Origin of the sequence: Nocardioides zeae (assembly GCF_030818655.1) — a bacterium.
Taxonomy (GTDB): domain Bacteria; phylum Actinomycetota; class Actinomycetes; order Propionibacteriales; family Nocardioidaceae; genus Nocardioides; species Nocardioides zeae_A.
In genome coordinates this window covers 3,038,376-3,061,082 of sequence record NZ_JAUTAN010000001.1, presented here as the reverse complement: position 1 = coordinate 3,061,082, position 22,707 = coordinate 3,038,376, and the positions used below count along the sequence as shown (strand labels likewise).

At 74.3% G+C, this 22,707-nt stretch carries 23 protein-coding genes; 15 read left to right on the top strand and 8 right to left on the bottom strand.

All coding sequences use genetic code 11. The annotated features are described in order from the left end of the window. Positions 1-124: 124 nt before the first annotated feature. Genes QE405_RS14535 through QE405_RS14525 form a run of 3 tightly spaced genes read left to right on the top strand, consistent with a single transcriptional unit; the run spans position 125 to position 2,866 of the window. Positions 125-1,327 carry a macrolide family glycosyltransferase gene (locus tag QE405_RS14535; protein ID WP_307201972.1) on the top strand — a complete coding sequence of 401 codons (1,203 nt, stop codon included), beginning with the start codon at positions 125-127 and terminating at the stop codon, positions 1,325-1,327. A gap of 46 nt (positions 1,328-1,373) precedes the next feature. After that, the gene (locus tag QE405_RS14530) at positions 1,374-2,381 is read left to right on the top strand and encodes an MsnO8 family LLM class oxidoreductase (RefSeq protein WP_307201970.1); all 1,008 of its coding nucleotides are present in this window, start codon (positions 1,374-1,376) and stop codon (positions 2,379-2,381) included. A gap of 32 nt (positions 2,382-2,413) precedes the next feature. Beyond that, entirely contained in the window at positions 2,414-2,866 is a 453-nt protein-coding gene (locus QE405_RS14525; protein ID WP_307201968.1) for a nuclear transport factor 2 family protein, read from the top strand. Here QE405_RS14525 and QE405_RS14520 read toward each other — a convergent pair. From QE405_RS14520 to QE405_RS14500, 5 genes are all read right to left on the bottom strand, one after another. Then, complete coding sequence (locus QE405_RS14520; RefSeq protein ID WP_307201967.1) at positions 2,808-3,392, bottom strand: TetR/AcrR family transcriptional regulator; 585 nt, start codon at positions 3,390-3,392, stop codon at positions 2,808-2,810. The genes QE405_RS14525 and QE405_RS14520 overlap by 59 nt on opposite strands. A 35-nt stretch (positions 3,393-3,427) precedes the next feature. After that, complete coding sequence (locus QE405_RS14515; RefSeq protein WP_307201965.1) at positions 3,428-3,973, bottom strand: DnaJ family domain-containing protein; 546 nt, start codon at positions 3,971-3,973, stop codon at positions 3,428-3,430. Positions 3,974-4,093: 120 nt separating this feature from the next. After that, on the bottom strand, positions 4,094-5,590 hold the full coding sequence (locus QE405_RS14510) for a catalase (RefSeq protein WP_307201963.1): 1,497 nt from the start codon (positions 5,588-5,590) through the stop codon (positions 4,094-4,096). A gap of 287 nt (positions 5,591-5,877) precedes the next feature. After that, positions 5,878-7,332 (bottom strand): MFS transporter, encoded by a 1,455-nt coding sequence (locus QE405_RS14505; protein ID WP_307201960.1) that lies wholly within the window; start codon positions 7,330-7,332, stop codon positions 5,878-5,880. Continuing rightward, the gene (locus QE405_RS14500; RefSeq protein ID WP_307201958.1) at positions 7,329-8,711 is read right to left on the bottom strand and encodes a M20/M25/M40 family metallo-hydrolase; all 1,383 of its coding nucleotides are present in this window, start codon (positions 8,709-8,711) and stop codon (positions 7,329-7,331) included. Before QE405_RS14500 ends, QE405_RS14505 begins: the two co-directional genes overlap by 4 nt. A gap of 198 nt (positions 8,712-8,909) precedes the next feature. Here QE405_RS14500 and QE405_RS14495 point away from each other — a divergent pair, with 198 nt between their 5' ends. Beyond that, positions 8,910-10,175, top strand: coding sequence for a serine hydrolase domain-containing protein (locus tag QE405_RS14495; RefSeq protein WP_307201956.1), 1,266 nt, complete (start codon positions 8,910-8,912; stop codon positions 10,173-10,175). On the opposite strand, the gene QE405_RS14490 is transcribed toward QE405_RS14495, so the two are convergent. After that, positions 10,110-10,724 carry a nitroreductase family protein gene (locus QE405_RS14490; RefSeq protein WP_307201954.1) on the bottom strand — a complete coding sequence of 205 codons (615 nt, stop codon included), beginning with the start codon at positions 10,722-10,724 and terminating at the stop codon, positions 10,110-10,112. The two genes, QE405_RS14495 and QE405_RS14490, sit on opposite strands and share 66 nt — an antisense overlap. A 97-nt stretch (positions 10,725-10,821) precedes the next feature. On the opposite strand from QE405_RS14490, the gene QE405_RS14485 reads away from it, so the two are divergent. From QE405_RS14485 to QE405_RS14440, 10 genes are all read left to right on the top strand, one after another. Further along, entirely contained in the window at positions 10,822-12,213 is a 1,392-nt protein-coding gene (locus QE405_RS14485; protein ID WP_307201951.1) for a formimidoylglutamate deiminase, read from the top strand. Next, positions 12,210-13,421 (top strand): imidazolonepropionase, encoded by a 1,212-nt coding sequence (gene hutI, locus QE405_RS14480; protein ID WP_307201949.1) that lies wholly within the window; start codon positions 12,210-12,212, stop codon positions 13,419-13,421. The genes QE405_RS14485 and hutI overlap by 4 nt, the downstream gene beginning before the upstream one ends. A gap of 7 nt (positions 13,422-13,428) precedes the next feature. Beyond that, positions 13,429-14,349, top strand: a complete 921-nt coding sequence (locus QE405_RS14475; protein ID WP_307201947.1) for a sucrase ferredoxin — start codon at positions 13,429-13,431, stop codon at positions 14,347-14,349. A 79-nt stretch (positions 14,350-14,428) separates the two neighbouring features. Next, the gene (locus QE405_RS14470) at positions 14,429-15,037 is read left to right on the top strand and encodes a hypothetical protein (protein ID WP_307201945.1); all 609 of its coding nucleotides are present in this window, start codon (positions 14,429-14,431) and stop codon (positions 15,035-15,037) included. A gap of 300 nt (positions 15,038-15,337) precedes the next feature. After that, a complete protein-coding gene (dnaK, locus tag QE405_RS14465; protein ID WP_307201942.1) occupies positions 15,338-17,188 on the top strand; it encodes a molecular chaperone DnaK in 1,851 nt (616 codons plus the stop codon). Beyond that, the gene (gene grpE, locus QE405_RS14460) at positions 17,185-17,799 is read left to right on the top strand and encodes a nucleotide exchange factor GrpE (protein ID WP_307201939.1); all 615 of its coding nucleotides are present in this window, start codon (positions 17,185-17,187) and stop codon (positions 17,797-17,799) included. Before dnaK ends, grpE begins: the two co-directional genes overlap by 4 nt. Before the next feature lie 79 nt (positions 17,800-17,878). Beyond that, positions 17,879-19,021 (top strand): molecular chaperone DnaJ, encoded by a 1,143-nt coding sequence (dnaJ, locus tag QE405_RS14455; protein ID WP_307201938.1) that lies wholly within the window; start codon positions 17,879-17,881, stop codon positions 19,019-19,021. Beyond that, on the top strand, positions 19,021-19,491 hold the full coding sequence (locus QE405_RS14450; RefSeq protein ID WP_307201937.1) for a heat shock protein transcriptional repressor HspR: 471 nt from the start codon (positions 19,021-19,023) through the stop codon (positions 19,489-19,491). Before dnaJ ends, QE405_RS14450 begins: the two co-directional genes overlap by 1 nt. 47 nt (positions 19,492-19,538) lie before the next feature. Continuing rightward, entirely contained in the window at positions 19,539-20,129 is a 591-nt protein-coding gene (locus tag QE405_RS14445) for an RNA polymerase sigma factor (protein ID WP_307201935.1), read from the top strand. Then, positions 20,126-21,178 (top strand): hypothetical protein, encoded by a 1,053-nt coding sequence (locus QE405_RS14440; RefSeq protein ID WP_307201933.1) that lies wholly within the window; start codon positions 20,126-20,128, stop codon positions 21,176-21,178. The genes QE405_RS14445 and QE405_RS14440 overlap by 4 nt, the downstream gene beginning before the upstream one ends. Positions 21,179-21,208: 30 nt before the next feature. On the opposite strand, the gene QE405_RS14435 is transcribed toward QE405_RS14440, so the two are convergent. Further along, complete coding sequence (locus QE405_RS14435) at positions 21,209-21,691, bottom strand: hypothetical protein (protein WP_307201931.1); 483 nt, start codon at positions 21,689-21,691, stop codon at positions 21,209-21,211. Positions 21,692-21,891: 200 nt separating this feature from the next. After that, positions 21,892-22,134, bottom strand: coding sequence for a hypothetical protein (locus QE405_RS14430; protein ID WP_307201929.1), 243 nt, complete (start codon positions 22,132-22,134; stop codon positions 21,892-21,894). A gap of 287 nt (positions 22,135-22,421) precedes the next feature. Here QE405_RS14430 and QE405_RS14425 point away from each other — a divergent pair, with 287 nt between their 5' ends. Then, positions 22,422-22,661, top strand: coding sequence for a hypothetical protein (locus QE405_RS14425; RefSeq protein WP_307201927.1), 240 nt, complete (start codon positions 22,422-22,424; stop codon positions 22,659-22,661). Positions 22,662-22,707 lie beyond the last annotated feature (46 nt).

The window sequence follows — 22,707 nt, the reverse complement described above, 5'->3', positions numbered from 1 at the left end:
GTGGTGCTCACCCAAGCCGGTACCCGGTCGACGCTGCGCGAGCGCCACGAAAAGCCGTCGCGCTCCTGGCAGGCGGCTGGCTACGGTCGTGACGCCCGCCGTCCGACGACCTCGAGGAGGACCCGTGGCGCACCTCGCCATGGTCAGCATCCCGGCCCCCGGCCACGTCAACCCCAGCCTCGAGGTGGTCCGCCGGCTCGTGGAGCGCGGCCACCGGGTGACCTACGTCAACGACCCCTCCTTCCGGGAGACGATCGAGGCGACGGGGGCGGAGCTCGCGCCGTACTCCTCCGTGCTGCCCCGCACGAACCACGCCGGACGGGGCGAGGGCGACGGTCCCGAGGAGGCCTTCGAGGGGGACGCGATCGACCACCTCGCGCGCTTCCAGGACGAGTACGAGGTGATGCTCCCGGCCGTGCGCGAGCGCTTCGCCGACGACCGCCCCGACCTGTTCCTCTACGACATCGCCGGCATCCCCGCGCGCCTGCTCGCGGACGCGTGGGGGATCCCGGCGCTGCAGCTCTCGCCGACGTACGTCGCGTGGGAGGGCTACGAGGAGGACATGGCGGAGTTCACCTCGTGGGTGCGCGGCGACCCGCGGGGCGCGGCCTACCTGGAGCGGCAGCGCGCGATGCTCGCGACGGAGGGCGTCACGGACGACCCGCTGCACTACCTCGGCCGTCCGCCGCGCTGCGTGGTGCTCGTGCCCGAGTCGCTGCAGCCCCACGCCGACCGCGTGGACCGGGAGGTCTACACGTTCACGGGGCCGGCGGTACGCCGCGCCGACGCCGCCGCCTGGACGCCGCCCGCGTCGGGCCGGGTGCTCCTGGTGTCGCTCGGCACGGCGTTCACGAAGCAGCCGGAGCTCTACCGGCGGTGCCTCGCCGCCTTCGGCGACCGGCCCGACTGGCACCTCGTGCTGCAGGTCGGCCGGCACGTCACCGTCGAGGAGGTGACCGGCGGACGGCCGCTGCCGCCGAACGTGGAGATCCACCCGTGGGTGCCGCAACGCGAGATCCTCGACCACGCGGCGGCGTTCCTCACGCACGCCGGGATGGGCGGCGCCAACGAGGGGCTGGTGACGGGGACCCCGATGATCGCCGCGCCGCAGGACGTCGACCAGTTCGACAACGCCGACGCGCTCGTCGCGGCGGGCGTCGCGGTGCGGATCGACAGCGCGACCGTCGACGTGGACGGCCTCCGCGCCGCGCTCGACGCCGTCACCACGCCGGAGGTCGTGGCCCGGTCGGCGGCGCTGGCGGCCGAGGTCGCCGCCCTCGGCGGTCTCGACCGCGCCGTCGAGGTCGTGGAGTCGCTGCTGCCGTGAGGGGGGCCGGGGGAAGGCCCGGGCGGGGCCCGTCGTTGTGCCCGGCGTGAGGCTCTCGCTGCTCGACCGCTCCCGCACCCGCGCCGGCCGTCCGGACGGCGAGGCGCTGCACGACACGATCGCGCGGGCCCGGCACGCCGAGGAGCTGGGCCTGCACCGGTTCTGGGTGGCGGAGCACCACGGCGTGCCCGGGGTCGCCTCGGGCTCACCGCCGGTGCTGCTCGCCGCCGTCGGTGCCGCCACGTCGTCGATCCGGCTCGGGTCCGGCGGCGTGATGCTGCCCCACCACCAGCCGCTCGTCGTCGCCGAGCAGTTCCGCATGCTCGACGCCCTCCACCCCGGCCGCATCGACCTGGGCGTGGGGAGGTCCTTGGGGTTCACGGCGCCGGTCCGCCGCGCGCTGCGCCACGACCCCGGCCCCGACGTCGACGCGGCGCTCGCCGCGGGAGCGGAGGCGTTCGCCGCCGACGTCGAGGAGCTGCGGGCGCACCTCGACGGCACCGCGGAGGTCACCGTGCGTCCCGCGACGGGGCGCGCCATCCCGCTCCACGTGCTCGCCACCGGGCGCGGCCTCCTCCTCGCCGCGCGCCTCGGCCTGCCGGTCGTGGTCGGCGGACCCGTCCTGGCCTCGGCGGACGTGGGGGACGCGCTCGCGGCGTACCGCTCGGCGTTCCGCCCGCACCCCGGCGGCCCCGAGCGTCCGCAGGTCATGGTCTCGCTCGACGCCGTCGTGGCTGACACCGCCGCCGAGGCGCGGGAGCTGGCACTGCCGGAGGCCCACGCGATGGCACTGTCCCGCACGACCGGCGAGTTCGGGCCGCTGCAGAGCCCCGCGGACCTGCGGTCGGCGGCGTGGCCCGACCAGGTACGCCGCCGCGTCGAGGCCCACCTCGACCGGACCCTCGCCGGCACCGCGCCGCAGGTGCGGGCCGCGCTGGAGGAGCTGGTCGAGCGCACCGGGGCGGAGGAGGTGCTCGCGAGCACGTCGACCTGGGACCGCGCGGCGCTGCTCGAGGCGGACCGGGCGCTGGCTGCCGCCCTCGGCGGCTCGTGACAGCCGGGTCCCGTGCTGCTTGACTGCCACGGGTGAGCACCCCCGCCGACCGTCCCGCCGACCGTCCCGCGACCGTCGCCCGCTGGCACGACCTGGTCGCCCACCGCGACGCCCCGGACGTCGACGTGCGCCTGCGCGAGATGCTCGCGCCCGCGGCGGTCTTCCGGTCGCCCGCGGTGCACCGGCCGCAGGAGGGCCGGGACCTGACGGCCGCGTACCTCGGCGCCGCGCTCGTGGTGCTCGGTCCGGAGCTGCGCTACGAGCGGGAGTGGTGGGACGAGCGCTCGGCCGTGCTGGAGTTCGTCACCGTCGTGGGCGGCCGCGACCTGCACGGCATCGACATGCTGACGTGGGACGACGACGGCCGGATCGTCGACTTCGCCGTCATGGTGCGCCCCCTCCGCGGCCTCGAGACCCTCGTCGAGCTCATGGGCGCGGAGCTGGCGCGGGCTGGTGCCTGGCGCCCAGCGCCCGGTCCTGGATGAGCCGGAGGGCCCACTCGAGCGCCTCGCGGCCGCCGGTCGCGTGGGACTGCTCGTATCCCACCAGCAGGAAGAACGCCGCCTGGCCCAGGTTGACGGCGAGCTCCTCGGAGCCGGGCGGCATCGCGGCCGCGAGGGCCTCGGTGACCGTCGCGAGACGCTGGTCGTCGACCTGCTGCTGCAGCTGCGCGACGGCGGGGTCGACCCCGGCCCAGACGCGGATGGCGGCCTCGGCGCCGTGGGGCAGGTCGACCGCGGCGCGCACGAGCAGCTCGACGCGACGGGTCGGGTCGTCCTCCTCGTCGGCGAGCACCTGGGCACGACCCGTGCGCTCCCGGTACCAGTGCTGCAGGAGGGCGTCCGTGTAGGTCGGCCAGTTCGGGAACGCGTGGTAGAAGCTGCCCGTCGTGACCCCGACCCGACGGCAGAGGGGGGCGAGCTTGAGCGCGCCGTACCCCTCCTCCGCCAGCAGGTCGAGGCCCGCCTCGAAGAACCGCAGCTGCGGTGCCGTCAGCGGGGTCGCGGTCATGGCTGGGCAGTCTAGGAGCACGGCCCGCCGACGGGTCAGTCCGACCGGCGGAACCACCGGCGGCGTGCCTCACGCTCGGTCCGCTCCGTGCGCGCCCGCTCCGCGGCAGCCGTACGGCGCTGCTCCAGCCGCTCCCGCCATGCCGCCACCTCCGCCTCGACGTCGCGGCGCTGCGTCAGGAGCGGGGGGCCTCCGGGATCGCCGTACAGGGCCCGGCGGACGCGCTCGTTGAAGTCGAGGAGCTCGCGACGCACCTCGGCCTCGCTCGTGAGCCGGTCGAGCCGGCCGTCGAGCTCGGCGTCCTCCTTGCGGAGCTGGAGGGCGGCCGGCAGCACCCCGGTGATCTGCTCGCGCTCGACGAGCCGCTTGACCCACCAGTCCGGGTCGTGGTCGGAGCCGAGGTCCGCGATCGGCTTGCCGAAGCCGGGGAGGTCGTCGAACTCCCCGCGGTCGCGGGCGCGCTGCAGCTGCAGCTCCACCCACTGGCCCTGGTGCCGCATGCGCTCCGCGGCGGCACTCCGCCCGGTGCGCTCGTCCCGCTCGGCCTCGCGGAACTGCTGACGCTCGTCGTCCTCGGGCACGTCACCACCCCCTCGCTCCTCGACGGTAGCGCGCCGGTCACGAGCGACGCCCCCGCCGCCGGGATCGGCGACGGGGGCGTCGAGGTGGAGCGACGGTGCTCAGACGTGCTCAGACGGTGCTCAGACGGTGGTGACGGGCTCGGTCGGGTGGGGCGCGACGTCGTTGGCCTGCTCGGCGCGCACCGCCTCCTCGATCCGCTTGCCGATCTCGGCGTCGACCGAGCTCCAGTAGGCGAAGGCCTTCACCAGGATCGGCTCGCTGACGCCACCGAGCAGGTGGCCGGCGACGTTGCCGACGAAGCGCTCGCGGGCCGCGTCGTCGAACACCTCGCGCACGAGGATGCCGGCCTGCCCGAAGTCGTCGTCGTCCTCACGCAGCGTGTAGGCGTCGCGCACCATCGCGCCGTCGGCCTCCCAACCGTCCGGGGCGGGACCGGTCGCGTCGGAGTACGGGTCCCCGTAGCTGTTGGGGGCGTACTTCGACCGGTCGCCTGCGTGGTCGTAGGCCATCGGACCGTCGAACTGGTAGGTGTAGGCGCCCTCCACGCGGTGGCGGTTGACCGGCAGCTGCTGGTAGTTGGCGCCGATGCGGTGGCGGTGGGTGTCGGCGTACGCGAAGACACGACCGAGCAGCATCTTGTCGGGGGAGAAGCCGATGCCGGGGACGATGGCGGACGGCTCGAACGCTGCCTGCTCGATCTGGGCGAAGTGGTTGTCGGGGTTGCGGTCGAGGGTGAGGCGACCGACCTCCTGCAGCGGGTAGTCCGCGTGCGGCCAGACCTTGGTGAGGTCGAACGGGTTGAGCCGGTAGGTGCGCGCGTCCTCGTAGGGCATCACCTGCACTTTGAGCGTCCACGAGGGGTGGTCGCCGCGGTCGATGGCCTCGAAGAGGTCGCGTCGGTGGAAGTCCGAGTCCTCGCCGGCGATGCGGTTGGCGTCCTCCTGCGTCAGGCTCTTCACGCCCTGGTCGGAGATGAAGTGGAACTTGACCCAGCTCTTGCCGCCGGCGCCGTCCTCCAGCATGTAGGTGTGGCTGCCGTAGCCGTTCATCGTGCGCCACGACGCCGGGATCCCGCGGTCGCCCATGAGCCAGGTGACCTGGTGGGCCGACTCGGGGTTGAGGGTCCAGAAGTCCCACTGCATGTCGTTGTCGCGCAGCCCGGAGGCGCCCCGGCGCTTCTGCGAGCGGATGAAGTGGGGGAACTTCATGGAGTCGCGGATGAAGAACACCGGGGTGTTGTTGCCGACGAGGTCCCAGTTGCCCTCGGACGTGTAGAACTTGAGCGAGAAGCCCCGCGGGTCGCGCCACGTGTCGGGCGAGCCGAGCTCGCCGGCCACCGTCGAGAAGCGCGCCAGCACCTCGGTGCGCGTGCCGGGGCGGAACACGGCGGCGCGGGTGAGGTGGGTGATGTCGCCCGTCACCTCGAAGGTGCCGAACGCTCCCGATCCCTTGGCGTGCACGTTGCGCTCGGGTATGCGCTCCCGGTTGAAGTGCGCCATCTGCTCGACGAAGTGGTGGTCGTGCAGCAGCATCGGTCCGTCCGGACCGACGGTGAGGCTGTTGCGGTCGCTGGGCGCGGGTGCGCCGGTCCCGGTGGTGGAACCTGTCTCGGTCATTGCCTGTCTCCCGTGTCGCTCGTCCGTCGGTGGCCATCTCAGCCTGCGCGACGGCACCAACCTTCGGCGAGGCCACGGTCCTGACGAACCCCGGGTGGAGCGGTCGCCCCGGGGACGGGAAACGCCCTCGGGCCGGACGGGGGAGGCCGGCCCGAGGGCGTCGAGCGACCGTCCGTCGGGGGATGGGGACGGCCGCGGGGTCGAATGTAGTCGGCCACCCTGGAGGAAGGCTGTGGATCAGTGGTCGATCCCCGCAGGAACTCGACAAGAGCCGCCCGGCACCGGCCTCACCCGACCGGGACGGCCTCGCGCTCCCGCCGCGCCACCAGGAGGAGGAGCGCGCCGACGAGCGCGCTGACCGAGCACACCGTCCAGACCGTCAGGTAGCCCGACAGCGACGCGGCTCCGACGCCCGGCTCGTCGAGGGACCCCGTCGAGGTGAGCGCGATCGCGAAGACGGCCGAGGCGATCGCGCCGCCGACGGTCTTCGTCGCGTTCGTCATGCCGGTCGCGAACCCGGTGCGGTCGGCCGGGGCGGCCGCGGCGGCGGCCGCGGGGAGGGCGGCGACCAGCAGGCCCGACCCGATGCCGGCGACCCCGAGGTTGGCGAGCAGCTGCACCGTCGAGCCGTGCAGCGGCACGAAGAGCCCGTAGCCGACCGCCACCAGCAGCATGCCGGCCACCATCGCCCCGCGCGCGCTGAGCAGACGGGAGGCCAGGGGCAGCAGCAGGGCGCCGACGAGCAGGGACACGACGTAGACGCCCACCAGGGTCGAGACGAAGCCGGCGCTGGCGCCGAGCCCGTAGCCCACCACGTCGGGGTCGGCCCGCGCGAACGTCGACAGGGGGATCTGGGCGCCCAGCACGCTCATGCCGAAGAGGAAGGCGGTGAGCTGCACCGACCACTGGGCCGGCACGGCGAGGAGCCGGACGTCGATGAGCGGCTCCTCCACCCCGGCCTCGTAGCGCACCAGCACGACGGTCGCGACGACGCCGGCGGCCACGAGCGCCCAGGGCCATGGGGATCCGACGCCCTGGAGACGCACGAGCACGAGGCCACCCATGACGAGCCCGAGCACGACGGTCAGCAGGCCGACGCCCGCGTAGTCGTAGTCACCCGTCGCCACGCCGGGCGCCCGCTCGATGCCGAACCAGACGACCACGAAGCAGACGGTGACGGCGACCGCCGGCAGCGCGAGGAGCACCGGCATCGACGTGGCCTCGACGAGGGCGCCGCTGGTGAGCGCGCCCAGGATCACGCCCGCCTCGAGGGCGGCCACGAGCAGCGCGGCGGCCCGCCGGGTGAGGCGGCCCTGCTCGCCGGTGCCCGCCGTGCGGCGGTGGATGATCGCCACCTCCACCGGCAGCCACACGACGTAGGCACCCTGCAGCGCCCACCCGACGAGGAACGTCGTGAACCCCGGCGAGAACACGAGCACCCACGAGCCCACCGCGGTGATGGCCGTCGACAGCAGCAGCACGTTGCGGTGGCCCCACAGGTCGCCCAGGCGCGACAGCAGGGGGACCGCGAGCGCCGACAGCATGAGCTGCGCGGCCTCGAACCAGTTGACGTCGCCCTCGCGGATCCCCAGGTGGTCGGCGATGTCGGTGAAGATCGGCGTGTAGTAGCCCTGCAGGATCCCGCTCGCGACCTCGACCGCGACGAGGAAGCCCACGACGGCCCACAGGCCGGGGACGATGACCGCCCGGCCGGGGCCGGGCTCCAGCACCGGGGCGCTCACGCCGGCAGCCCGGTCAGGAGCGCGGCGTACCAGTCGACGCCCGCGAGGAACCCGTCCACCGTGATGCGCTCGTCGTAGGAGTGGATCGACTCCCGCTGCGCCTTGCTCATGGGGAAGGGAGCGAACCGGTAGACCCGCTCGCAGATCGCCGTGAAGTGGCGGGAGTCGGTCGCCGCCATCATCACGTACGGCGCGGGCACCGCCTCGGGGAAGACCGCGGTGATGGTCCGCTCCAGCAGGGCGAAGGCGGGGTCGCCCTCGTAGGGCGACACGGGGCTCGGCTCGCCGGCCTCGACGACCGTGACCTCGACGTCGCGCCCCACGACGCGGCGCAGGTGCTCGGCGACGCTCGCGACGGTGTCGCCGACGAGGATGCGGGCGTTGACGGTCGCCGTCGCGGTGGAGGCGATGACGTTGGCCGCGGGCGACCCGGACAGCATCGTGGTCGCCAGCGTCGTGCGGGTCATCGCCGCCGCCTCGGGACCGGCGGCCTGGAGCGCGCGGGTCAGGGCCGGGGTGAGCCGACCTCCGACCGCGCCGAGCGCCAGCCGCAGGGGGAGCGGTGTCAGCGGGGCCATCCGGTGCAGCAGCGCGACCGTCGGCGCCGGCAGGCGCGTCGGCATGGGGGCGGCGTCGACCTTGGTCACCGCCCGCGCGACGCGCACGGTGGGGCCGTTGCGCGCCGGGGTGGACGAGTGGCCGCCGCGACCGCTGGCGCGCAGCTCGAACAACGAGGTGCCCTTCTCCGTCACCCCGACGACGCCGATCGCACGACGTACGCCGGGGAACGCGCCCGCGGCGACCGCACCGCCCTCGTCGAGGACGAACCACGGCGTCACCCCGGCGTCCCTCAGGTGCGCGACCGCGGCCTCCGCCGAGCTGCCCGAGACCTCCTCGTCGCAGCCGAACGACAGCCACACGTCGCGCTCGGGCGTGACGCCGTCCGCCAGCAGGCGCTCCACGGCGGCGCAGATCGCGACGACGCAGCCCTTGTCGTCGAGCGTGCCGCGGCCCCAGACGGCCGTCCCCTCGGGGGAGTCGGCGACGACGGCGTCGAAGGCCGGGTGGGTCCAGGTGTCCGCGGGCTCGACGGGCACGACGTCGAGGTGGGCCATGAGCACGACCGGGGCGGCGTCGGTGCGGCCGCGCCAGCGGAACAGCAGCGCCTGCCGCGGGACGCGCACCAGCTCGAGGTGCTCGTGGAGCAGCGGGAAGTGCTCGGCCAGCACGGCGTGGAGCCGGTCGAACGTCGCGGTGTCGACGCGGGCGGGGTCACGGTGCGAGACGGTGGCCGTCCGCACCGCCGCTCGCAGGGCGGCCACGGCGGGGTGCTGCACGTCGGGCTCGTGGTGCTCCCCGGCGGGGGTGCTGTTCGTCATCGGCTGCCTCCTCCGGCGCACCGTACCCCCGCCGCCGGGTGCGCGGGCCGGCTCTCCACAGCCGCCGCCAGGTCGTGACATTCGTCAGGTGAGGACCGTCGGGGGGCGGCCCTACGGTGGTCTGGACCAGTCGACGAGGGCCTGATCTCGGCAGACCCCGACGGGCGAGGTGGCCACGGCCACGGAGGGGGAACATCCATGAGCACGACGACCACGACCGCACGACGGACCGCGCGGCGCGCGGCGGCGCTCGCGAGCGCCGCCGTCCTGTCCCTGGTGGCGCCGGTCGCCGTCCAGGCGTCCCCGGCGGCGGCCGACCCGCTGCCCTACGACACGGCGGCGCTGGAGGCGGCCATGGCCGCGGCGGTGGAGGAGGAGCACGTCGCCGTCGTCGGCGAGGTCCGCGGCGAGCGTGGCCGCTGGTCCGGTGCCGACGGCGTGCGCGACCTGGCGTCGTCGGAGCCGGCCCTCGCCCGCGACCGGTTCCGGTCCGCGAGCACGACCAAGATGCTCGTCGCCGTCCTCGCCCTGAACGCCCAGGAGCGGGGGCTGTGGCGGCTGGACACCACGGTCGACGACGTCGCGCCGGGCCTGCTCGGCGAGCACGGCGACGTGACCGTGCGGGAGCTGCTCAGCCACACGTCGGGGCTGCCTGAATACCTGGGACCGCTCCTGGTGGCCGAGAGCGGCGACGACTACTCGACCGAGCGGTTCCTCGAGGTGGTCGGTGAGCCGCGCGAGCCCGAGCAGCTGATCGCCTACGGAGCCGGTGCGCCGTGGACGCCCCGGGGGGAGTTCGTCTACTCCAACACGGGCTTCGTCGTCGTCGGCGAGCTGCTGCAGCGCGTCACGGGGCAGCGGCTCGACGACCTGCTGCGCAGCTGGGTCCTGGGGCCGGCCGGCATGTGGCGGACCTCGTTGCCCGACGACCCTCGGCTGCCCGGGGACGCCCTCACGGAGTACGCGACGATGTACGGCGAGCGCGTCGACCTGTCCGCCTTCGACCCGACCATGTTCGGGGCGGCCGGCGGCCTGGTCACGACGACGGAGGACCTCAACCGCTTCCAGCGGGCTCTGGGATCCGGCCGGCTCCTGGGCGCGGGCTCGGTGCGCCTCATGCGCGAGGTGGTCTCGACCGAGCCGCCGGCCTACGGGCTGGGCAGCTACCGGCTGCCCGACCCGTGCGAGCCGGGCAGCTACCTCCACGGCCACAACGGCGCGAGCTACGGCACGTGGACGGTGTCCTACGCCTCGGCCGACGGCCAGCGCGCCGTCACCCTGGCCGTGACCGGACGTGACCTCGACACCCTGACGCCCGACCTGTCGGCCTTCAACGCCCTCGTCGGCGAGGCCCTGGCCCAGACGTGCGCGGGCGAGCCGGTGCAGCCGGGCGCGCGCTCAGCCGCCCCAGTAGCCCCGGTGCACGACCTCGTCGACCGCGCGCCGCTCCCGCCGCGCCGGTGACCCGCGGGAGCCGGTGTCGTCGGGGTGGCGGTGGCCGATCGTGACGGCGCCGAGGGGCTGGTACGCCGCGGGCACGCCGAACGCCGCGCGGAAGTCGTCGACGCGGGACGGCGTGATGCCGAAGAAGCAGGCGCCCAGCCCCTCGTCGACGACGGTCTGCAGGATGAGGAGGGTCGCCATGCCGGCGTCGACGTACCAGTAGGGGACCGGCCACCGTGCCTCGTCGCGGTCGGTCCAGCCCTTGTCGGGGGCGGCGTAGCGGTCGAGGTAGGCGTCCTTCGAGGTGAGGGGCACGACCACGACCGGCGCCGACCGCATCCCGGTCAGCCAGCGGCCCTCCGGGTCGGCGTGCTCCGGCGTCGTCACCTCCCAGAACCGCGCGACGTCGACGGGGGTGTCGAGCCGGAGGAAGGCCCAGCCCTGGCTGAAGCCCGCGCTCGGTGCGCGCGTGGCGTGCTCGAGCATGCGGTCGACGAGGGCGGGGTCCACGGGACGGTCGGCGTAGCGACGCACCATGCGCCGCCGGCGCACCACCTCGGAGAAGTCCATGGGGCCAGCGTCTCAGGTCGCTCGCCCGTCTCGCATGCGAGACGCCGCGGTGCGGTCGAGCGTTGACCTGGATGGCCGTCGGGCGTGGGATCGGCACGTGACGACGACCTACCGCCTCGAACGGGCGTGGCTCGCCCTGCCCGGGCAGGCGCCCCGGGTGCACGACGACGTCGTCGTGCGGGTCGAGCGCGGGCGCTTCACCGAGGTGCGGCCGGCCGGCGGCCCCGAGGACGCCCTGGCCGCTGGCGCCGTCCGCCTCGCCGGGCTGACCCTCCCGGGTCTCGCCGACACCCACTCCCACCTGTTCCACCGCGCCCTCCGCGGCCGGGTGCAGCGCGGTGGTGGGTCGTTCTGGACCTGGCGCGACGACATGTACGGCCTCGCCGCGCGGCTCGACCCCGCGTCGTACCGGGTGCTCGCCGGCGCCGTCCTCAGCGAGATGCTCGCGGCCGGGATCACGGGCGTGGGCGAGTTCCACTACGTGCACCACCGGCCCGACGGGACCCCGTACGACGCGGCCGACGGCGGCCCGCACGCGATGGCGCTTGCCGTCGTGGACGCCGCGGCCGAGGTCGGGATGCGGGTGACGCTGCTCGACACCTGCTACCTGGCGGCCGGGTTCGGGCGGCCGACGGAGGGTGTCCAGAAGCGCTTCGACGACGGCTCGGCCGCCGCGTGGCTCCGTCGCCACACCGATCTGCGCGCGGTGCTTGCCGACCGGGCAGTCGAGCAGGGCGCCGTGCGCGTCGGCACCGCGCTGCACTCGGTGCGCGCCGTACCGCCCGCCGCGCTCGCGGAGCTCGCCGCGGCGGGGGTCGGTGGGGGCGCCGAGCCGGTGCACGTGCACCTGTCGGAGCAGGCGGCGGAGAACTACCAGTGCCGCGCCGCCACCGGCCTGACCCCGACCGGGCTGCTGGCCCGCCACGGCATGCTGGGCCCGATGACGAGCCTCGTGCACGCCACCCACCTCACCCCCGCCGACGTCGGGACGATCGGCTCCGCGGGGGCGTACGTCGCGTTCTGCCCCACCACCGAGCGCGACCTGGGCGACGGCATCGGCCCGGCCCGGGCGCTCGTCGACGCCGGCGCGCGCCTGACCCTCGGCAGCGACAGCCACGCCGTCGTCGACCCCTTCGAGGAGATGCGGGCCGTCGAGATGCACGAGCGGCTGGCGGCGCAGCGCCGCGGCCACTTCACGGCCGCCGCGCTGCTCGCCTCCGCGACCGTCGACGGCCACGCCTCGCTCGGTGTGCACGACGCGGGACGGATCGCCGCCGGCGCCCGGGCCGACCTCGTCACCCTCGACACCGCCACGCCCCGCACGGCGGGCACCGGCGCCGACGAGCACACGGCCGTGTTCGCCGCGACCGCCGCCGACGTCGTCCACGTCGTCGCCGACGGACGGGTCGTGCACCGGGCCGCCGACGCGCCCGCCGTGGGTGCGCTCCTCGCGGAGGCGATCGAGGCGATCACGGCGGTGCGCGCATGAGCGTGCTCGTCACCGGCATCGGCGAGCTCCTCACCGGGCGGTTGCCGGGCGACGAGGGCCCCGAGGTCCCGCTCCTCGTCGAGCGGGCCGCCGTGGTGCTCGAGCGCGACCGCGTCGCGTGGGTCGGCACCGCGGAGGAGGCGCGCTCCGACGGCCTCGCCGCCGACGTCCACGTCGACGCGGGCGGGCGCGCCGTGGTCCCCGGCTTCGTCGACTCCCACGCCCACCTCGTCTTCGCGGGCGACCGGTCGGCGGAGTTCACGGCGCGGATGGCGGGGGAGCGGTACGCCGCGGGCGGCATCCGCACCACCGTGGCGGCCACCCGGGCGGCGTCCGACGAGGCCCTGCTGGCCGGGGCCGGGCGCCTGGTCACCGAGATGCTGCGCCAGGGCACGACCACGGTCGAGATCAAGTCGGGCTACGGGCTGACCGTGCGCGACGAGGCCCGCAGCCTGGCGGTGGCGCGCCGGCTGACGGAGGAGACGACCTACCTCGGCGCCCACGTCGTGCCGGACGGGCCCGACGGCGGCGCGGGCGACGCCGCGGCGTACGTCGACCTCGTCACCGGGCCGATGCTCGAGGCCTGCGCCCCCCACGCGCGCTGGATCGACGTCTTCTGCGAGACCGGCGCGTTCGATGTCGACCAGGCGCGCGCGGTGCTCGCGGCGGGCGCGGCCGCGGGGCTCGGCGGCCGGCTCCACGCCAACCAGCTCGGTCCGGGCCCGGGGGTGCGGCTGGCCTGCGAGCTCGGGCTGGCGGCGGTCGACCACTGCACCTACCTCGACGACGCCGACGTGGCGGCGTTGGCGGACGCGGGCACGACGGCGACGCTGCTGCCGGGGGTCGAGTTCTCGACGCGGCAGCCCTACCCCGACGCGCGGCGGCTGCTCGACGCCGGCGTGCACGTCGCGCTCGCCTCGGACTGCAACCCGGGGTCGAGCTTCACCAGCTCCCTGCCGTTCTGCGTCGCGCTCGCCGTGCGCGAGATGGGGATGACGCCCACGGAGGCGGTGCTCGCCGCGACGCGCGGCGGGGCGCGGGCGCTCGCCCGGGACGACGTGGGTCGGATCGTGCCCGGGGCGCGGGCCGACCTCGTGCTGCTCGACGCACCGAGCCACGCGCACCTGGCGTACCGGCCGGGCGTGCCCCTCGTCGCCGGTGTGTGGCAGCGCGGTCGGCCGGTGCTGCCCCTCGCGGGCCCGTCATGATGGCGGGGTGACCGACCGCTGCACCGCCCTCAGCGCCGCCGCCGGCGAGGACCAGGCCGGCACCGCGCCCGGTGAGGGCGTCTGGCTCCTCGTCGAGCAGCCCGGCCCGTGGGGCCGGAAGGCCCTGCGCGAGAGCGACCTGCCCGCCGACGTCGCCGCGCTGCTCGGTGGCCTGGGCGCCCACGTGGCGCCGGGGGCACCGGACGTCCGGGTGCAGCTGGTGCGCCGACCGGGCCGCGCCGCCCCGGTGCGCGACGACGTCGGCGCCCGCCGCACTGTGCTGGCGGCCCGGCCGTCCGGCCCCGGCGGTGCGCTCGCCGTCGCGCGGCTCGAGGTCGACGACCTGCGGGCCCTCCTCGACCACGACCCCGCGGACCTGGCGGCCGGGCACCTGGCCGGGGCGACGCCGTACGAAGGTCCCCTCTGGCTCGTCTGCACCAACGGCCGCCGGGACGTGTGCTGCGCGGAGCTGGGCCGTCCGGTGGCGGCCGCGCTCGCGGAGCGCTGGCCCGCGGCCACCTGGGAGACGGCGCACCTCGGCGGTCACCGGTTCTCGGCGACGCTCCTCGCCCTCCCGACGGGGGTGACCCTGGGCCGGCTCGATCCGGTCACGGCCCTCGCGGCGTGCGCGGAGCTCGAGGCGGGACGCCTCCCGCTCGACGTGACCCGGGGCCGCGCCGGGCTGCCGGCGACCGCCCAGGTCGCGGAGCTCGCGCTGCGGCGGCACCTCGGGGTGACGGGGATCGGTGACGTCACGGTCGTCGGGACGGACGAGGGCGGGGTGGAGCTGGAGGTGGGCGCCGGCGGCGCGCGCTGGTACGCCGCGGTGACGTCCCGACCCGGTGTCCCGAGCCCCGCGAGCTGCGGTGACACGAAGCCGAAGGCGGCACCCGTCCACGAGGTCGAGCTGCGGCCGCTGGGGGCCTGACGCCCGGGTCGGTGTTGGCGCGCGGGCGCCGGCCGACCACAATGGCCCGACGCGGGGACCGTGGGGACCCGGAGCCGACGTGACGGGAGTCGACGACGTGGTGGACGAGACGGAGGACCGGCCGGTCCTGGTGGGCGTCATCGCGCTCGTCGGCGTGAGCCTCATCGTCGGACTCATCGTGGGCGTGGTCGCCCTCGGTGGCGCGCGCGTGTTCGGCCTGAGCGGCGGTGGCGGAGGTGGCGGCGGCGGTGCGGCCGTCGAGCCCACGCTGTCGCTCCCGCCGGTCACCGAGACGGCGACCGCGAGCGGTCCGCTCATCACCCTCACGCCCGGCGACGAGGGCGAGGAGGGCGGCGGCGAGGAGTCCGCGCCGGCGTCGCCGACCGAGCCCACCACGACGACCACCGAGGCGGCCGAGGGCGAGATCACCCTGCAGGTGAGCACCACGACGGCCGGCCCCATGGAGCGGATCGACGTCTCAGGCATCTACACCGGCGGCGACGGGGCGATCCTCACCATCCAGCGCCTCACCGACGGCAGCTGGAACGACATCGCCGCCAACGCCGCCGTCTCCGGCGAGCTGTTCAGCACCTACATCGCGCTCGGCCGCCCCGGCGAGAACCGCATCCGCGCGATCGACCCGTCCGCCGACGTCGCGTCGAACGAGGTCAGCGTCACCATCGGGTGACCCTCCGGTCGCCCTCCCGAGTCGTGGCCCCAGCGCTACGCATTCCGGTGCGCTGAGGCCACGACCCCCGGCCCGTCCGAGGTGACGGGCACCACACCCCAGGCGGGATGATCCTGCTGCCAGCGGCGTTGTGCCTAGCAAGGAAGTTGAGTCGATCAGACTCAGGTAACTTGCGAGACGTGGTCCGGCGACGCACCATGGGAAGCACGCCCGGTGCGCCGGGGCGCTCGACGCTCGCAGCGCCTGACGGACCGGCCCGACGGACATCCACGTCAGCAACCCACGCAGCAGGAGGCACACATGGCTCGCGCAGTCGGCATCGACCTCGGTACGACGAACTCGGTCGTCGCGGTCCTCGAGGGCGGAGAGCCCACGGTGATCGCGAACGCCGAGGGCGCCCGGACGACCCCCTCGGTCGTCGCGTTCTCCAAGTCCGGCGAGGTCCTCGTCGGCGAGGTCGCCAAGCGTCAGGCGGTCACCAACGTCGACCGCACCATCCGCTCCGTGAAGCGCCACATGGGCACGGACTGGAAGACCAAGCTCGACGACAAGACGTTCACGCCCCAGCAGATCAGCGCGTTCGTGCTGCAGAAGCTGAAGCGCGACGCGGAGGCCTACCTGGGCGAGACGGTGACCGACGCGGTCATCACCGTCCCCGCCTACTTCTCCGACGCCCAGCGCCAGGCGACGAAGGAGGCCGGCGAGATCGCGGGTCTCAACGTGCAGCGCATCGTCAACGAGCCGACCGCGGCGGCGCTCGCCTACGGGCTCGACAAGGGCGACGACCAGACGATCCTCGTCTTCGACCTCGGTGGCGGCACGTTCGACGTCTCGCTGCTGGAGATCGGTGAGGGCGTCGTCGAGGTCAAGGCCACGAGCGGTGACAACGAGCTCGGTGGTGACGACTGGGACAAGCGCATCGTCGAGTGGATGGTCAAGAAGTTCAAGGACGCGAACGGCGTCGACCTGGCCGCCGACAAGATCGCCGCGCAGCGTCTCCAGGAGGCCGCGGAGAAGGCGAAGATCGAGCTCTCCTCCTCGAGCGAGACCACGATCCACTTGCCCTACATCACGCACGGCGAGTCGGGCCCGCTCCACTTCGAGGAGAAGCTGACGCGCGGCGAGTTCCAGCGCATCACGTCCGACCTGCTCGACCGCACCAAGGCGCCGTTCCAGCAGGTGCTGAAGGACGGCGGCGTCGCGGTCTCCGCGATCGACCACGTCGTGCTCGTTGGCGGCTCGACCCGCATGCCGGCCGTGCCGGAGCTCGTCAAGGAGCTGCTCGGCGGCAAGGAGCCCAACAAGGGCGTCAACCCCGACGAGGTCGTGGCCCTCGGTGCCGCGCTCCAGGCCGGTGTGCTCAAGGGCGAGGTCAAGGACGTCCTGCTCCTCGACGTCACCCCGCTGAGCCTCGGCATCGAGACGAAGGGCGGCATCATGACCACCCTCATCGAGCGCAACACGACGATCCCGACGAAGCGCAGCGAGATCTTCACGACGGCCGACGACAACCAGCCGTCCGTCGAGATCAAGGTCGCGCAGGGCGAGCGGCAGATCTGGGCGCAGAACCAGCCCCTCGGCAACTTCGAGCTGACCGGCCTCCCGCCGGCCCCGCGCGGCGTGCCGAAGATCGAGGTCACGTTCGACATCGACGCCAACGGCATCGTGCACGTCTCGGCGAAGGACCAGGGCTCCGGCAAGGAGCAGTCGATGACGATCTCCGGCGGCTCGGCGCTCGGCAAGGACGAGATCGACCGGATGGTCAAGGAGGCGGAGCAGTACGCCGAGGAGGACGCCCAGCGTCGCGCCGCGGTCGAGGCCCGCAACACCGCCGACCAGCTCGTCTACACGACGGAGAAGTTCCTCACCGAGAACGCCGAGAAGCTGCCCGAGGACGTCAAGACCGAGGTGCAGGCCGACGTCGACGCGCTGAAGGAGACCCTCGCCAAGGAGGACGCGTCGTCCGAGGAGATCGAGGCGGGCGTGCAGAAGCTCAACACCTCGAGCCAGAAGATGGGTGCGGCGCTCTACGCGCAGGCCGAGGCCGACCAGGCCGCGGCCGGTGGGAGCACCGGCTCGACGGGCGAGGCCGACGACGACGTCGTCGACGCCGAGATCGTCGACGAGACCCCCGAGGGTGAGAGCAAGTGACCGCACCCGGCGACGGTGACCGCGAGGAGGTGAACGACCCGTCGGTGGAGGAGCCGACGGAGTCGCACATCGCCGAGGGTGACGCCCCGGACGTGCACGAGCCCGACGCCACGGAGGGGGAGCCCGCCGCGGCCGAGGGGGAGGCCGGCACCGCCGAGCACACGGCGGCGTCGGACGAGCTCGCCGTGACGCAGATGGAGCTGGCGGAGCGCACGGCGGACCTCCAGCGGCTGCAGGCGGAGTTCCTCAACTACAAGCGACGGGTCGAGCGCGACCGCGAGCTGCTGGCGCAGAACGCGGCGTACAAGGTGCTCACCCCCGTCATCGAGGTGCTCGACACGATCGACCGCGCCAAGGAGCACGGCCCCCTCGAGGGCGGCTTCAAGGCGGTGGCCGACCAGCTGGAGCGCGTCGTGGGCGCGCAGGGCCTGACCCGCTTCGGCGAGCCGGGCGACGCGTTCGACCCCAACCTGCACGAGGCGCTCTCGCACCTCGGCACCGATGCGGACGTCACCGTGCAGACGGTGAAGGTGGTCGCCAAGGCGGGCTACCGCATGGGTGACCGCGTGGTGCGCGCGGCGCAGGTGCTGGTCGTCGATCCCGAGGACTGACGACCGCTCCGCCGGGCCCGGGACCTCCCGGGCCCGGCGGACCCACGACTGACGACAGAACTTTCGAGGAGGTGCGCGGATGAGCAACGCCGACTGGGCGACGAAGGACTTCTACAAGGTGCTCGGGGTGGGCAAGGACGCCTCCGCCGACGACATCAAGAAGGCCTACCGCAAGCTCGCGCGCGCCAACCACCCCGACTCCAACCCCGGGGACACCGCGAAGCACGAGACGTTCAAGAAGGTCGCCGAGGCCTACGACGTCATCGGTGACCCGACGAAGCGCAAGCAGTACGACGACATCCGGTCCGCCCCGTCCTTCGGCGGCGGTTTCGGGGGCGGGGGCGGCGGGGGCGGCTTCGACCTCTCCGACCTCCTGCGCGACCGCGGTGGCGCGGGCGGCGCCGGTGGGCTGGGCGACATGTTCGGCGACCTCTTCGGCCGCCGGCAGCAGACGCGTAGCCGGGCCACGAAGGGCGCCGACGTCGAGAGCACGGCGACCATCAGCTTCACCGACGCCCTCGAGGGCGTCACGATCTCGCTGCGGCTGAGCAGCGAGGCCGCGTGCTCGACGTGCAGCGGCACGGGCGGCAAGCCCGGCACCAAGCCGCACATCTGCACCGAGTGCGAGGGCGCCGGTTACATCACCGGTTCCGTGGGCGGGGCGTTCTCGATGAACGAGACCTGCCCGGTCTGCCACGGCCGGCAGCTGGTGTACGACGAGCCCTGCCCCACCTGCCACGGATCCGGTCGCGGCACGGCGGCGCGCTCGATCCAGGCACGCATCCCGGCCGGCGTCAAGGACGGCCAGCGGATCCGGCTCCGGGGCAAGGGGGCCCCGGGCGAGAACGGTGGCCCCGCGGGCGACCTCTTCGTCACCGTCAAGGTGGCGGGCCACCGCGTGTTCGGCCGCAAGGACGACAACCTCACCCTCGACGTGCCCGTCGGCTTCGACGAGCTCGCCCTCGGCGCCGAGATCAAGGTGCCCACGCTCGGCGGGGCGCCGGTGACCCTCCGGATCCCGGCGGGGACGCCGAACGGCCGCACCTTCCGGGTGCGGGGCAAGGGTGCGCGGCGCGCCGACGGCACGATGGGCGACCTGCTCGCCACCGTCGAGGTCCAGGTGCCCGCCTCGCTGGATCCGGCGGCGCGCGAGGCGATCGAGAACTACCGTGCTGCCGTGGCCGGCAAGCCGTTGCGGGCCGGACTGTTCGAGGAGTCGTGATGGCGGGTCCGGGTGGTGCGGGTGGTCCGCGGCGTCCCGGGCCGCCCGACCCCGACGCCGCCGTCTTCGTCATCTCCGTCGCGGCCGAGCTGACCGGGCTGCACCCCCAGACGCTGCGCGCCTACGAGCGCATGGGCCTCATCAACCCGGGCCGCACCGGTGGCGGCGGACGCCGCTACTCGGCACGTGACGTCGACCGGCTCCGCGACATCGCCGAGCTCACCGCGGCCGGCACCGGCATCGAGGGCGTCCGCCGCATCCTCGACCTCGAGAACCACCTCGCCGCGCTGCGGGCGCGCAACGACGAGCTCGTGGCCGAGCTCGAGGCGACGCGCGACGCGTTGCGGCAGGCGCTCGCCCAGCGACGTACGGCGGCTCCGGCGGCGCCGGTGCGCCCGGGCAACCTGCCGGTGCTCCGCGGCCCCGACCCGGGGCAGTCCCTCGTGGTCTGGCGGCGCAACCGCGGCTGAGGTGCAACGCCGGGCCGGGTGCCGGACACGTACGGAGCATGATCCTGATGACCGAGCACGCCGACGACCCGACCCACGACCCGCCGCCGCGGCCTGACCTCCGCCTCCTCGACGAGGAACCGGTGGAGGAGCGCTTCCAGCGCCTCTACGCCGCCCACTTCGACGCCATGCTGGGCTACGCGCTGCGGCGCGTCGCGGTCAGCGAGGACGCGGCCGACGTGGTCGCCGAGACGTTCCTCGTCGCGTGGCGGCGGATCGCCGACGTGCCGGCCGAGCCGCGCACCCGGCTGTGGCTCTACGGCGTCGCCCGCCGCACCCTCGACAACCACCGCCGCGGTGGGTCGCGCCGCGACGCGCTCGGTGACCGGCTCCGCCACCAGCTCAGCGTCGTCGTGCCCGACCACGCCACGGCGGTGACCGAGCACCTGGCGGCCGCCGACGCCCTGTCGCGGCTCGCCGCCCGCGACCGCGAGGTGCTCGAGCTCGCGGCCTGGGAGGGCCTGGAGCCCCGTGAGATCGCCGAGGTGCTGGGCACCTCCGCGGTCGCCGTCCGCACCCGCCTCTCCCGCTCCCGCCGACGCCTGCGCGAGCTGACGCCCGACACCACCACCGACCTGATCCCCGGGGAGTCCCGATGAACGCCACCGACGACCTCCGGCGGCTGCTGCCGCCCCTGATCACCGACGAGCAGGTGCGCGACCTGCCCCTCCACGAGGGGCGCCAGGCCCTCCTCGGGGAGCTGCTGCGGGCCGAGCCCGCGACCCGGCGGGTGCCGACCGCGTGGCGGACCCCGCGGCGTACGGCGCTCGTGGGTCTCGCCGCGGCCTCCACGGTCGCGCTCATCGGCCTCGGTCCGCTGTTCCTCGGGGACGGGGGTCCCGGGGAGCCGAGCGACCGCTCGAGCAGCTGGGCCGGGGCCGGGCCGGGCGTGTACGCCGACGGGGACTGGGTGGTCGCCGCCGACCCGGCGTGGGACCTCACCTACGTGCGGGACGCCGGGGACGAGCGCGAGCTCACCTACGACGCTCCCGGTGGCGTGGAGGTGACCATCCACCAGCGACCCGCCGTCGCCCACGACTCCTACCTCGAGGACCGTGCGGACGCCTCGGCGCCGACCGACCTCTCGCTGCTCGGCAGCCCCGCCGAGCGCTTCGACTACAGCGCCGACGACCACACCGTCATCGCCGAGCCCGTGGGCGCCTTCTTCCTCGAGGTGCGGGTGTCGGGCGTCGACGCCGCGGGGCTGTCCGCGGTGCTCGACGTGCTGCAGCCCGTGGCGGCCGGTGAGCTGGCGGCGTACCTCCCCGACGACGTCGTGCTCGCCGCTGACCAGCCGGCTGCGCTCGACGCGGTGTTCGCGACCGTCGCGCTGCCGCCGGGACTCGACCGCGGTACGGCGGTCTCCCGGGCTGCGGCCGACCTGGAGGGCGCGACGGTGGCCTCGACGTACAGCCTCGGCAGCGCCGTCGTCGACACCCTCGTCTGTGGGTGGGTGGCGGACGTCGCGGCCGGCGGCGGGCGCGCGCAGGCGGTGACCGCACTGTCGGACGCCGCGGCTGCGCCGTTCGCGCAGGCGATGGACCTCGAGGGCGACTACACCTACATCCTCGACGAGGCTGCCGTCGCCCTCGGCCGCGGCGACACCCCGGCGCAACTGGCCGAGCGGACGGGGCTCGAGTGCCCGTGAGTGTCGCCGCCGGCCCTCAGGCCGTGGTGGTCACGCCTCGCAGCGGTGGGCCCAGAGGTGCACGACCTGGCCGTCGGAGATCTTGCGCCAGCCCGGGCCCTGCCAGGTGCGCGTGCCGTTGGCGCCGATGCTGATCTGGCCCTGGCAGCGCTCGCGGATGAGGTAGCCGTCGACGTCCGTACCGCCGCCGCCCGGACCGCCCAGGGTGCTGCCGCCACCGACCACGACCTGGTTGCCGACGCTGGCCGACGGCGACAGGTAGGTCGCGCTGGACGGCCACTGCGTCGTGATGCGGAACGCGATCCCGCTGACGTGGTTGGCGGCGCCGCCGCAGGCCGCGTAGTTGGCCGCCCACGACGCGTCGCAGGCGGCGCCCGCCTGGGCGGGGGACGTGGTCGCTCCGGCGACGCCGAGCGAGGCGGTGGCGGCGAGCGCGGCCATGGCGATGCGGGCGGTGTTCTTCAGGGTGCTCTTCGGGGTGTTCTTCACGGTGCTCTTCACGGTGCTCTTCACGGGAGACTCCGAGTGCGTCGAGGTGGGAAGCGGTGCGACCACCAGGCAACCGGGGGCGGCGCGGGGCCGGCAACCAACGCGCGAGGAACCTGCGGGGAACGGAGGGCGTGCGCGTCCTGCCCTGCGCACCAACGCAGACGACCGGCGCCGGGGAGTCCCCGGCGCCGGTCGTGGGCGCGTGCGGTACGGCGCGGATCAGCTCACATATTGCTGACGACGAGGTATCCCAGGACCATGCCGATGATGGTGGCGGCGATACACCAGATGCCGGCCCAGAGCCCGAGGCGGTCGCCCTTCGCGTAGGCCACGAAGCCGAGAACCGCGCCAACCGGGCCGACGATGATCGGAACGAAGAGGAGGGCCACGAAGCCCAGCACGATTCCGATGATGCTCATGACGCGGAAGCCGCTGTTGTTGTTCGGGACAGGTGCGGTCTGGCTCATACGGGTCTCCCTCGGGTCGAGCCGCTCGCTGACGTCGAGCGGCTGGGGTGGTGCGGCGTTACCCCGCCGGAACCGGGTCCACACCGCAAAGGCCCAGTTCAGGCGTGTCGATGCCGAGTGGGCTAGACCAGTTGGCCTGGTTTGCTGCATTTCTTGTGTAGCGGTTGTCCCGCTGGTCGATTGGAGGGTCGGGCTCACGGCAGCAGTGCTCCGAGCAGCCGTCGCCCGCTGTTCGACGGACGACCTGACGACGAGGAGACCGCTGTGTACGCCACCCCACCCGCCCCATGACCCAGGACGAGCTCGACATGATCTGCCGCGTCTGGGCTGACTGCGGCAGTGATGACTCCACCGATCGCTGGCTGCAGCTGTGGGACGGCGGGAACTCAGCTGACCAACCCGAGACGCGCGACGCCATCATCGGGGTCGCCGAGGCATGCGGCCTCGAGACCACGGTGGCGAACGGGGTGCTGATGGTGCAGAAGACCCAGCAGCTCCACGACGAGATCGGGGAGCGCTGGATCTGATCCTGTGCGCTGAGGCATGCTGCGCCGCCCGGCCACGGGGTGTGGG

What these genes read in the sequence shown, in the direction of transcription:
- QE405_RS14520 (WP_307201967.1), bottom strand. Translation starts at nt 3,392, where the DNA reads ATGACCGCGACCCCGCTGACGGCACCGCAGCTGCGGTTCTTCGAGGCG.
- QE405_RS14510 (WP_307201963.1), bottom strand. Translation starts at nt 5,590, where the DNA reads ATGACCGAGACAGGTTCCACCACCGGGACCGGCGCACCCGCGCCCAGC.
- QE405_RS14500 (WP_307201958.1), bottom strand. Translation starts at nt 8,711, where the DNA reads ATGACGAACAGCACCCCCGCCGGGGAGCACCACGAGCCCGACGTGCAG.
- QE405_RS14495 (WP_307201956.1), top strand. Translation starts at nt 8,910, where the DNA reads ATGAGCACGACGACCACGACCGCACGACGGACCGCGCGGCGCGCGGCG.
- QE405_RS14490 (WP_307201954.1), bottom strand. Translation starts at nt 10,724, where the DNA reads ATGGACTTCTCCGAGGTGGTGCGCCGGCGGCGCATGGTGCGTCGCTAC.
- hutI (WP_307201949.1), top strand. Translation starts at nt 12,210, where the DNA reads ATGAGCGTGCTCGTCACCGGCATCGGCGAGCTCCTCACCGGGCGGTTG.
- dnaK (WP_307201942.1), top strand. Translation starts at nt 15,338, where the DNA reads ATGGCTCGCGCAGTCGGCATCGACCTCGGTACGACGAACTCGGTCGTC.
- dnaJ (WP_307201938.1), top strand. Translation starts at nt 17,879, where the DNA reads ATGAGCAACGCCGACTGGGCGACGAAGGACTTCTACAAGGTGCTCGGG.
- QE405_RS14450 (WP_307201937.1), top strand. Translation starts at nt 19,021, where the DNA reads ATGGCGGGTCCGGGTGGTGCGGGTGGTCCGCGGCGTCCCGGGCCGCCC.
- QE405_RS14445 (WP_307201935.1), top strand. Translation starts at nt 19,539, where the DNA reads ATGACCGAGCACGCCGACGACCCGACCCACGACCCGCCGCCGCGGCCT.
- QE405_RS14440 (WP_307201933.1), top strand. Translation starts at nt 20,126, where the DNA reads ATGAACGCCACCGACGACCTCCGGCGGCTGCTGCCGCCCCTGATCACC.
- QE405_RS14430 (WP_307201929.1), bottom strand. Translation starts at nt 22,134, where the DNA reads ATGAGCCAGACCGCACCTGTCCCGAACAACAACAGCGGCTTCCGCGTC.
- QE405_RS14425 (WP_307201927.1), top strand. Translation starts at nt 22,422, where the DNA reads ATGACCCAGGACGAGCTCGACATGATCTGCCGCGTCTGGGCTGACTGC.